Origin of the sequence: Streptomyces nanshensis (assembly GCF_001751255.1) — a bacterium.
In the GTDB taxonomy this organism is placed as follows: Bacteria; Actinomycetota; Actinomycetes; order Streptomycetales; family Streptomycetaceae; genus Streptomyces; species Streptomyces nanshensis_A.
In genome coordinates, this window is record NZ_LJGW01000424.1 from 1 (window position 1) to 10,239 (window position 10,239).

The 10,239-nt window shown below is 71.4% G+C and carries 9 protein-coding genes and 1 pseudogene; 3 read left to right on the forward strand and 7 right to left on the reverse strand.

The annotated features are described in order from the left end of the window. From AN218_RS26555 to AN218_RS26565, 3 genes are all read left to right on the forward strand, one after another. Positions 1-1,104: diacylglycerol/lipid kinase family protein (locus tag AN218_RS26555; protein ID WP_275937000.1), on the forward strand; the 1,104-nt coding region annotated here is incomplete at its 5' end. A 79-nt stretch (positions 1,105-1,183) separates the two neighbouring features. Continuing rightward, on the forward strand, positions 1,184-2,152 hold the full coding sequence (locus tag AN218_RS26560; protein WP_079132621.1) for a class I SAM-dependent methyltransferase: 969 nt from the start codon (positions 1,184-1,186) through the stop codon (positions 2,150-2,152). A gap of 32 nt (positions 2,153-2,184) precedes the next feature. After that, on the forward strand, positions 2,185-2,541 hold the full coding sequence (locus AN218_RS26565) for a VOC family protein (RefSeq protein WP_070019629.1): 357 nt from the start codon (positions 2,185-2,187) through the stop codon (positions 2,539-2,541). 241 nt (positions 2,542-2,782) lie between these two features. On the opposite strand, the gene AN218_RS26570 is transcribed toward AN218_RS26565, so the two are convergent. The 7 genes and pseudogenes from AN218_RS26570 to AN218_RS26600 form a co-directional block, all read right to left on the reverse strand. Next, positions 2,783-4,405, reverse strand: coding sequence for an FG-GAP and VCBS repeat-containing protein (locus AN218_RS26570; RefSeq protein ID WP_070019631.1), 1,623 nt, complete (start codon positions 4,403-4,405; stop codon positions 2,783-2,785). Between the two features lie 224 nt (positions 4,406-4,629). After that, on the reverse strand, positions 4,630-5,619 hold the full coding sequence (locus AN218_RS26575; protein WP_070019632.1) for a zinc-dependent alcohol dehydrogenase family protein: 990 nt from the start codon (positions 5,617-5,619) through the stop codon (positions 4,630-4,632). Next, the gene (locus AN218_RS26580; protein WP_070019634.1) at positions 5,616-6,497 is read right to left on the reverse strand and encodes a carbohydrate ABC transporter permease; all 882 of its coding nucleotides are present in this window, start codon (positions 6,495-6,497) and stop codon (positions 5,616-5,618) included. The genes AN218_RS26575 and AN218_RS26580 overlap by 4 nt, the downstream gene beginning before the upstream one ends. Continuing rightward, entirely contained in the window at positions 6,494-7,498 is a 1,005-nt protein-coding gene (locus AN218_RS26585; protein WP_070019635.1) for a carbohydrate ABC transporter permease, read from the reverse strand. The genes AN218_RS26580 and AN218_RS26585 overlap by 4 nt, the downstream gene beginning before the upstream one ends. Beyond that, on the reverse strand, positions 7,495-8,859 hold the full coding sequence (locus AN218_RS26590; RefSeq protein ID WP_070019637.1) for an ABC transporter substrate-binding protein: 1,365 nt from the start codon (positions 8,857-8,859) through the stop codon (positions 7,495-7,497). Before AN218_RS26590 ends, AN218_RS26585 begins: the two co-directional genes overlap by 4 nt. A 100-nt stretch (positions 8,860-8,959) precedes the next feature. Next, positions 8,960-9,721, reverse strand: coding sequence for a DeoR/GlpR family DNA-binding transcription regulator (locus AN218_RS26595; RefSeq protein ID WP_070019639.1), 762 nt, complete (start codon positions 9,719-9,721; stop codon positions 8,960-8,962). A 229-nt stretch (positions 9,722-9,950) separates the two neighbouring features. After that, positions 9,951-10,239: pseudogene (locus AN218_RS26600) on the reverse strand (tetratricopeptide repeat protein); the annotation flags it as partial.

Here is a 10,239-nt window from a genome sequence, read left to right on the forward strand (position 1 = left end):
CGGCCGTTGGCCGACGCCCCGGCGATGCCGGAGGGCGCGGGGCTGGTGCTGGTGGCCAACGCGGCGTCCGGGTCGCGCCTGGACGACTCCCTCGGCTCCGGCATCGGCTCCGCTGCCGGCGCCGACGCCGCGTCCGGTACGAGCGTGCCCACGAGGCCGACCACCGAGACCGTCGAGGGCGCGGAGCCCGTGGAGGCCGCCGAGCCCGCCGCGCTCAGCGTCGTACGGAACATGCTGCCCAAGGCCGAGATCGTCACCTGCGACCCGAAGTCCGGTGGCCTTCCGCAGGCGCTTCAGGACGCGGCGCAGCGGGCGGCGGAGCTGGGCGGCGCGCTCGGCGTCTGCGGCGGCGACGGCACCGTCAACACGGCCGCGGCGTGCGCCGTCGAGGCCGGTGTCCCGCTGGCCGTCCTGCCGGGCGGCACCCACAACCACTTCGCCTACGACCTGGGCATCGAGGAGTTCGCCGACACCTGCCGTGCCGTGCAGGCGGGCGAGGCCGTCGCCGCGGACGTCGGACGCTTCACGCCGCAGCCGCAACACGGCTCCCTGCGGTCCGACCTGGCCGGTGAGTCCAATGAACCGGCCCTGGCGGACGGGGAGTTCAAGCCGGGGCTGTTCCTCAACACCTTCAGCCTCGGCGCCTACCCGGAGCTGGTGCGCATCCGCGAGCGCTGGGCGCACCGCATCGGGCCGTGGCCCGCGGGGGTGCTGGCGGCGTTGCGGGTGCTGCGTACGAGCGGTCCCGTCGAGGCGGGCCTCGGCGGCAAGGAGCGCGCCCTGTGGCTGCTGTTCGCGGGCAACTGCGCCTACCGCGTGGGCATGGCGCCGGTACGGCGGCACGACCTCGCCGACGGGATGCTCGACGTCCGTATCGTCAAGGCCGGACGCTGGGCCCGTACGCGGCTGTTCATCGCGGCCCTCACCAGCGCCGTGGACCGCTCGCCGCTGCACAGCACGACGCGGCTGCGCCGCCTGGTGATCACCGACATCCCGCCGGGCACCCACCTCAGCTACGACGGCGAAGTGGCAAGGGCGCCGGGCCGGTTGCTCCTCGACAAGCAGCACGAGGCGCTGCGGGTCTACCGTCCGCTGAACGTCTGAGGCGAGCGCGGATCAGCCACACCGGTCCGCATGGCGGTCGCCGGAGGCCCGCCGCGCCGCGACGCCCTAACCTGCGGGCATGGCCGACTCGGACAACGGACTTTCGGACACGGGACTTTCGGACACCGGGCCTTCGGGCGCCGGGCACGACGGGAGCGGCGCGGCGGAGACCGCCGTCTACACGCACGGGCACCATGCGGCCGTGCTGCGCTCGCACACGTGGCGTACGGCGGAGAACTCCGCGGCGTACCTCCTGGGCGAACTGCGGCCCGCCATGCGGGTGCTGGACATCGGGTGCGGTCCGGGCACGATCACCGCGGACCTGGCGGCGCTGGTGCCGGAGGGCCGTGTCACGGGTCTGGACGCGGCGCCCGGCGTACTGGAGCGGGCGCAGGCCGCCGCAGAGGAACGCGGCCTGCGCAACGTGGACTTCGCGACCGGCGACGTGCATGCGCTGTCCTACCCGGACGGTGCCTTCGACGTCGTCCACGCGCACCAGGTGCTCCAGCACGTCGGCGATCCGGTGGGCGCGCTGCGGGAGATGCGCCGGGTGTGCGCGCCGGGCGGCATCGTGGCGGCCCGTGACGCCGACTACGGCGCGATGTTCTGGTACCCGTCCGAGGACGAGGCGGGGGACGTTCCCGAAGGCGGGGACGACTCGGAGGACGGGGACGGCGGCGCGGACGGTGCGGCCGGGGCGCGGGGCACGCTCGCCGAGTGGCTGCGGCTCTACCGCCGCGTCGCGCGCGCCAACGGCGGCGAACCGGACGCCGGACGCCGACTCCACGCGTGGGCGCGGGAGTCGGGGCTGCGGGAGGTGACGGCGTCGGCCAGTACGTGGTGCTTCGCGACCGCCGAGGAGCGGGCGTGGTGGAGCGGGTTGTGGGCGGAACGCACGCTGGCCTCCGCGTTCGCGGCGACGGCCGTGGAGGGCGGCCACACCACGCCGGAGCGGCTGCGCGCGCTGGCGGAGGCGTGGCACGAGTGGGGCGCGCGCGAGGACGGCTGGTTCACGGTGCCGCACGGGGAGATCCTGGCCCGGGCCTGACGTGCCACGGAGCGCCAACTAGGGTGCGGGGCATGGACATTCTGGGGACTTCACTGCGCGTCTGCGTCGACGATCTGGACGCGGCAGTTCCGGCGTATGAGCGGCTGGCGAGCACCGAGGCGGTGCGTTTCGAGCAGGGACCGGTGTCGGTCGCGGCCGTGGGGCCCTTCTTCTTGATGAGCGGCCCGGCCGAACACCTGGACATCCTCCGGAAGATCGCGGCGACGATCGCCGTGCAGGACGTCGCCGAGGCCGTCGCGGACCTGGAGGCGGTCGGCGCGCAGGTCGTCGCGGGCCCGAAGGAGACGCCGATCGGCCGCAGCGTCATCGCCCGCCACCCCGACGGAGCCGTCTTCGAGTACGTCGACCGACAGGGCGCGGAGGGCTAGGGGTGTCCGGGAAATAGCGTCGTCCGCCCATCAGGGCGGGCTCCGCGGTGGCAGGTGCGTGGCGCGGGTCCGCCACGGCCGGCGAGGTTCCGGGCCCGGTGGCCAGCGCCACGCCCCCGCCGCGAGTCCCGGCCCGCGCAGCGCCGTCCGCCGGGTGACGCCTTTTCGTTCTTCGTCCACCCCGCCCTGCGGCCCGCGGCCTCAAGTGGGCCGCGGCCGGGGCCGTTTGGGGCTCCCCGCGCTACTTCGCGTACTGCTCCCCGAAGCTCGGCGAGTCCTCGTCCGAGAGTCCGAAGTCGTCCGGGCCGAAGACCGAGGCGCCGTCCGGTCGCAGGCCGTCGTCGCCGCCGGGCACCAGCCAGGCGGCCCCCTTGAAGTGGCCGCCGCCCGGGGCGCTTCCCTCCCAGGGCGCGCCCACGGACAGGTCGGCCCTGCGGTCGCCGTCGACGTCGGTGAGGCGGACGCTGTCGCCGAACCGGTCCTCGGTCTCGGGCTTGGCCTGCACATCCGACTCGTCGAGGAGCCGTGCGCCCTCGCCGGTCAGGCCGTCGGCGCCGCCGTGCAGGAAGAGGACGGTGCCGGCGGCGGACTTCACGTCCCCGGTGCCGCTGCGGGGTGCGCCCGCGACGACGTCGGCGTAGCCGTCGCCGTCCACGTCTCCGGCGTCCAGCGAGGTGAAGACGTCGTCGTCGTTGTGCTCGTCGTCGTCTCCGGGCACGCCCGGGGTGTCGGCGTCGATGGTCTCCGTACGCTTGCCGGGCCCGTCCTCGGTGCCGTACGCGATCTCGACCGCGCCCCTGCTGACGTCCTCGCCGCGCGGGGAGACGACCAGGTCGCCGCGGCCGTCCTTGTCGACGTCGCCGATGACGGCCGTCTCGCCGTCGGGCACGCGTGAGCTGTCGGGCTTCGCGAAGCCGTCCTTGCCGCCGGCGTAGTAGTTGCCGCGCCAGTGCAGTTCGGACCAGTCGGATTCGCCGTCGTCGTCGGTGTGGAAGGAGACCAGGTCCGTCCGGCCGTCGCCGTCGACGTCGCCGGAGACCAGGTCGACGAGCTGGATGCTGTCGGTCGGGTCCTCGGGCAGCTCCGGCTCCGGGACGGCGTCGGTGGCGGCCGGGTCGCCGTCGCGGCCGAAGGGGCCCTTCAACAGGCCCTTGTCGGAGCCGGGTTCGAGCGCCAGGTCGGCGTGGCCGTCGCCGTCGAAGTCGCCCGAGGCGAGGGGGATGTCGTACGAGGAGGACGCGGCGCCGTCGACGGGTGTGCCCTCGTGGAGGCCGTCGGCGGAGCCCCACAGGATGATCACGGAGCTGTCGTCGGTCTTCTTCGCGGTGGTCACGGCGAGGTCGGTGTAGCCGTCGTCGTCGAAGTCGCGTGCGGTGGCCTCCGCGCCGAACGCGCCCTCCTCGCGGACCTCGCCCGGCACGCCCTCGTCGTCCTGGGTGACCAACTCGCAGCGTACGGAGGTCTTTTCGCCGGAGCCGTAGGTCACGGCGACGTACCCGGCCTGCTCCTTGCCCTTCAGGTCTCCGCCGGGTGAGCCGACGGCCACGTCGGTGTGACCGTCTCCGTCGAAGTCGGCCCGGGACGGTGCGTTCTCACCGCCCTTGCCGGCGCCGCCCGTTCCGCTCTTCTCGTCGTTTCCGTCCCGCCCGTCCTTCCCGTTCTTCCCGTTCTTCCCGTCGTGCCCGTCCTCGGCGGCGTTCTTCGCTCCGGCCGCCGCGCTGCACTTCCTGGGCGGTGGCGGCGGCCCCTGCCCGCCGGACGAGACGGCGTAGGCCGTATAGACGAGCAGCGAGACCGCGAGGGCCACGACGGCGACGGACACGAAGCGGGCGGTGCGGTCGCGGGAGAGGGCGCCGAGGTTCAAGAGGGCTCCATCAAAGGCTTGGTCAGAGCCTGCGGAAGGCTTCGGGGTCGGCAACGGTCGGCGGGCGTCATGCCCTTGTCCGGTCAAGGACGAACGGGCCCCGCACGGTGGTTCCGTACGGGGCCCGCCCCTTCCGTCTCCGTCCCCGGGTCCGTCAACTCACCGCCCGGGACGGGCCGTTCGCCTCCGCGGCCGGAGCCCGGGCGCGCCTCACGGCACGTACCTCACGGCACGACGACGATCTTCCGCCCCTTCCCCGCGGCGAACCGGTCGAGGGCGCCCGGGTAGTCGTCGAGGGGCAGCCGGTCGGAGATGAAGATCTCCGGGTCGAGCACGCCGCCCGCGAACAGCTCCGCGGCCCGCTCGTAGCTGTGCAGGACGGCCATCGAGCCGGTGATGGTGATCTCCTGGTTGTAGATCTTGTACGGCTCGATGGTCGCGGTCGTGGCGTAGTCGGAGACGCCGAACTGGAGGAACGTCCCGGCCTTGGCGACGCGTCCGATGCCGTCCTGGATCGCGGCGGCGTTGCCGGTCGCGTCCACGACGAGGTCCCAGCCCTGCGGCCGGTCCAGTTCGTCGGCGGAGGCGGCCGCGGCCGAGCAGCCCAACCGCCGTGCGGTGGACAGCCGTTCCTCGTTGAGGTCGAGCACGTCCACGCTCGCGGCGCCGGTGCGCTTGGCCAGCTCCAGCATCATCAGGCCCATGGTTCCCGAGCCGTAGATCAGCACATGGGCGCCGAGTTGGCTCTTGAGCACGTCGTAGCCGCGTACGGCGCAGGACAGCGGCTCGATGAGGGCCGCGTCCTGGGTGCGTACGTGCTCCGGCAGCTTCACGCAGTTCGCGACGGGCGCCACGGCGTACTCCGCGGCGCCGCCCGCCGTGGTGACGCCGATGGCGGCCCAGCGTTCGCACAGGTTGTTGTGGCCGGTGCGGCAGTAGCGGCACTCGTAGCAGTACAGGGACGGGTCGACGGCGACGCGGTCGCCGACGGCCACCTCGCTCACCTCGGTGCCGGTGCCCACGACCTCGCCGGCGAACTCGTGCCCGGGCACCAGCGGCAGCGACGGCGCGAACTCGCCCTGCCTGATGTGCAGATCGGTGCCGCACAGGCCGCACGCCGCCACCTTGACGACGACCTGGCGGGGGCCGGGCGTCGGATCGGGCACGGACGTCAGCGAGACCTTCCCCACCGACTCGACGAGAGCTGCCTTCATTTCACGGCTCCTAGAGACAGGCCCTGGACCAGCTTGTCCTGGGCGGCGAACCCCGCCGCGAGCACCGGCAGGGAGATCACGAGGGACGCGGCGCACACCTTGGCGAGGAACAGTCCCTGGCTGGTGATGAATCCGGTCAGGAAGACAGGCGCGGTCTGCGCGATCACCCCCGTGAGGACCCTGGCGAAGAGCATCTCGTTCCAGCTGAAGATGAAGCAGATCAGCGAGGTCGCGGCGATGCCGGGCATGGCGATCGGTGCGACGACGCGGGTGAGGATCATCGGCAGCCGCGCGCCGTCGATCTGCGCGGCCTCGATCAGTGCGGTGGGGATCTCGGCGAGGAAGGACTGCATCATCCACACCGCGATCGGCAGGTTCATGGACGTGTAGAGGATGACGAGCAGCCATATGTTGTCCAGCATGCCGGAGTTCTTGGCGAACAGATAGATCGGCAGCAGGCCCGCGACGATCGGGAGCATCTTCGTCGAGAGGAAGAAGAAGAGGACGTCGGTCCACTTCTTCACCGGCCGGATCGACAGCGCGTACGCCGCGGGCAGCGCCAGCAGCAGCACGCACACCGTCGAGACGACCGACGCCGTCAGGGAGTTGGCGAGGGAGAACCAGGGGCTCGGCCCTCCCCCGGCGCCGAAGAACTCGCGGTAGCCGTCGAGCGTGAGCGGCGCCGCCAGCGACGGCGGGTTGGTGGCGGCGTCGGCCTCGGAGTGCAGCGAGGTCAGCGCCATCCACAGCACGGGCAGTACGAAGAGGATTCCGGCGAGCCAGGCCAGCAGGCCCAGCGCGGCGTTCCTGCGACGCACCTTCTTGGGCGCGGTGTCGACGGGCGGCGGAGCGGAAGCGGTACGGGTCGCCGTGGTCATGACCGGGCCTCCTCACGGAAGAGGGACGAGACCACCCGCAGCGCGAAGGTGGCGATGACGATGGAGCCGATGACGACCAGCACGCCGGCCGCGGAGGCCAGTCCGTACTCGTGGCCCTGGTAGAAGGTCTCGTAGATCGTGTACGGCAGGTTGGCGGTGCCGAGGCCGCCGGAGGTGATGGTGAAGACGGCGTCGAAGTTCTGCACGATGTAGACCGTGCCGAGCAGGGCGCCCAGTTCGAGATAGCGGCGCAGATGCGGCAGCGTGATGTAGCGGAAGACCTGCCAGGCGCTCGCCCCGTCCAGCCACGCCGCCTCGACGGCGTCCTGCGGCCGGGACTGGAGCCCGGCGAGCAGGATCAGCATCATGAACGGCGTCCACTGCCACACCAGCGACGCCTCGACCGCGCCGAGCGGCATCTCCGGTACCCACTCGGGCTGGGGCGCGCCGTCGCCGAAGATCCAGTGCAGTACGCCGTTGAAGAGGCCGTACTCGGGGTTGTAGAGCACGTGCTTCCACAGCAGCGCCGCGGCCACCGGCACCAGCAGGAACGGTGCGATGAGCATCGTGCGCACCGCACCCCGCCCGCGGAAGCGGCGGTCCAGCAGCAGCGCCAGCAGCATGCCCAGCACGAGGCTGACGAGGACCACGGTGACGGTGAGCAGGATCGTGGTGATCACGGACTTGCGCAGCTCCGGATCGCTGAGCACCTCGCCGTAGTTGGCGAGCCCGGCGAACGAACGGGCCTCCGGATACAGCGCGTTCCAGTCGAAGACGGAGATGACCAGCGTGGCCACCATCGGGAGCTGCGTGACGATGATCAGGAAGACCAGCGCGGGCAGCAGGGGTGCGCGGGTGACCCAGGCGCGGAGCTTGGCGGGGGGCGCCCCGGCGGGCGCGGACTGCGCGGTGGAGCCGCCGGGAGAGCCGGGCGGTGTGGCGGCGCTCGTCGCCGTACCGGTGCCGGTCCCGGTGCCGCTGTCGGTTTCGGTGTCGGTCATCGTCCTCGCCCCTCGTACTCCTCGGAGATCTCTTCAGCAAGCTGCTGGGACTTCTTCAGGGCCGCGTCCACGGACTGGCGTCCCGCGATGGCTGCGCTGAGTTCCTGGGAGACCTTGGTGCCCAGGTCGGAGAACTCCGGGATGTCCACGAACTGGATGCCGATGGTGGGACGCCGCTGGACGCCCGGGTTCCGCGGGTCGGCCTCGGTGATCGCCTTGCGCGTGGTCTCCCCGAAGGCGCCGGCCGTCTTCCTGTACTCGGGGATCTCGTACGTCGAAGCGCGCTTGCCCGCCGGGACGTTGGCCCAGCCGAACTCCTTGCCGACCAGCCGCTCGTACTCCTTGCTGGAGGCCCACTTGATGAACTTCCACGCCTTGTCCTGGTTGCGCGAGGACTTCTGCAGGCCCCAGGCCCAGCTATAGAGCCAGCCGGAGGACTTGGTCTTCACGGTCGGCGCGGGCGCGTAGCCGATCTTGCCCTTGACGGGGGACTTGGCGGCTTCGAGGGAACCGGCGCCGGAGGTGGCGTCGTACCACATCGCGGACTTGCCCTGCGTCATGTTGTTGAGGCACTCGGCGAACCCGGACTGGGTGGCGCCGGACTCGCCGTGCTTGCGCACCAGGTCGATGTAGAACTTCGTGGCCTTGGTGAAGCCCGGGTCGGTCAGCTTCGCCTTGTAGTTCTCGTCGAACCAGGTGCCGCCGTGGGTGTTGACGACGGTGGTCAGCGGCGCGATCAGCTCGCCCCAGCCGGGCAGTCCGCGCAGACAGATGCCGCTCATGCCCTTCTGCGCGCCGTCGGCCTCGGCGGCGAGCTTCGCGACCTGCGGCCAGGTCGGCTTGGCGGGCATCTTCAGGCCCTTCTTCTTGAAGACGTCCTTGCGGTACATCAGGAAGGAGGACTCGCCGTAGAAGGGCTCGGCGTAGGTCTTGCCGTCCTCGCCCTTCAGGGATTCGCGGATGGGCGGAAGGATGTCCTTCTGGTCGAAGTCCTTGTCCTTCTTGAGGTAGCCGTCGAGCGGTTTGAGCCACTCGTTCTTGGCGTAGATCGGCGCCTCGTAGTTGCTGATCGTGGCGACGTCGTACTGGCCGGCCTGGTTGGCGAAGTCCTGGCCGATCTTGTCGCGTACGTCGTTCTCCGGCAGCGTCGTGAACTGGACCTTGATGCCGGTCTTCTTGGTGAAGTGCTTGGCCGTGAGCTTCTGGAGCTCGACCATCTGCGGGTTGTTCACCATCAGCACATTGATGGTGTCACCGCCCGTGGCGAGGCTTCCGGCGCCGGCACAGGAGGCCAGCAGCACATTGGCCGTGGCGACACCTATGACTGCGCGGGTCCTCATCAGGCGACTGCGGGTGCGCATGAACGGTCTCCTGGTCGTAAAAGGGCGAAACGGGCGTGGGATGCGCGGGAGCGGCGGGTGTCCGGACCGGGAGGGGGCCGGCGCGTACGGATACGGGTCGTCAAGCCCTGATCACCTGCGGCCCCCGCAGGGAATACCGGTGGGCCTCCGAAGCGGGCAGTCCGGTGGAGGTGACGATCGTCTGGAAGTCGCCGACCTCCGCGAACTTGCAGAAGCTCACCGCCCCGAACTTCGTATGCAAGCCTGCGAAGATCCGCCGCCGCGAGGCACGCAGAGCCTGCGCCTTGACCTCGCTGACGGCGGGATCGGGAGTGGTGAGGCCGTGTTCGCGGGAGATGCCGTTGGCCCCGACGAAGGCCAGGTCGATGACGAAGCCGGAGAGCATCTTCGTCGTCCAGTGATCGACGGTCGCGAGCGTCCCACCGCGCACGCGTCCGCCGAGCAGCAGCACGGTGATCTCCTCGGCCGCGGCGAGCGCGCCCGCCGCGGCCAGCGAGGCGGTCACCACGGTCAACGGGCGGTCACGGGGCAGACTCTCGGCGATGAGCTGCGGCGTGAACCCCTCGTCGATGAAGACCGTCTCCGCCTCGCCGAGGTGCTCGACCGCGGCGGCGGCGATGCGCCGTTTCTCCGGCACGTGCATCGTGGTGCGGAAGGCGAGCGTCGTCTCGAAGCCGGCGCTCTCCACGGGGTAGGCGCCACCGTGCGTACGGCGCAGCAGCCCGTGGGACTCCAGCACCCGCAGGTCACGGCGGACCGTCTCCTTCGCCACCCCCAGCTCGGCGGCGAGCTCGGCGACGTCCACGGAGCCGCTTCGCCGGGCGGCCCCGACGATCTCCCGTTGACGCTCCTCCGCGCTCATGACGCCGCTCCTCCCTCTCCGTACGGTCACGGAACTGCCCGTTCGGGCCCGTGTGCAGAGTTGTACAGCTCCACAAGGAGGGGGACCAGGCCAAGTACCGGCGGGATCATGACCGCATCTGCCCGTTTCCCCGTACGCACCGGCCGCTGTGCCCTGGGACAGCAGGGCATCGGTGCCGCCGGACGTGCCTGTTTCCCGTGCTCGTGCTGCCCGTTCGGGGCCCGTATGCTCAGGCCGGGCGCATCCGGAAGTCGTACCGAGCGGGCAGCGGCTCGTCGCTGACCTGCGCCCACGTCTCGCCGAGCACCTCGTCGCCCTCGCGCAGGTCGTCCACCTCGAAGCCCTCGTCGAAGACGGCGCGCGCCGCCGCCGTGTCGCCCTGGGCCAGCAGCACCTGGGCTCGCAGCAGCCGGAAACGCCCGCGGCGCCGGTACGCGGAGGGCAGCCGGTCGAGCACCGCGGCGGCAGCAGCGGCACGGCCGGCGGCGAGCAGCACGGGCACCGCCTCGCGGACGAGA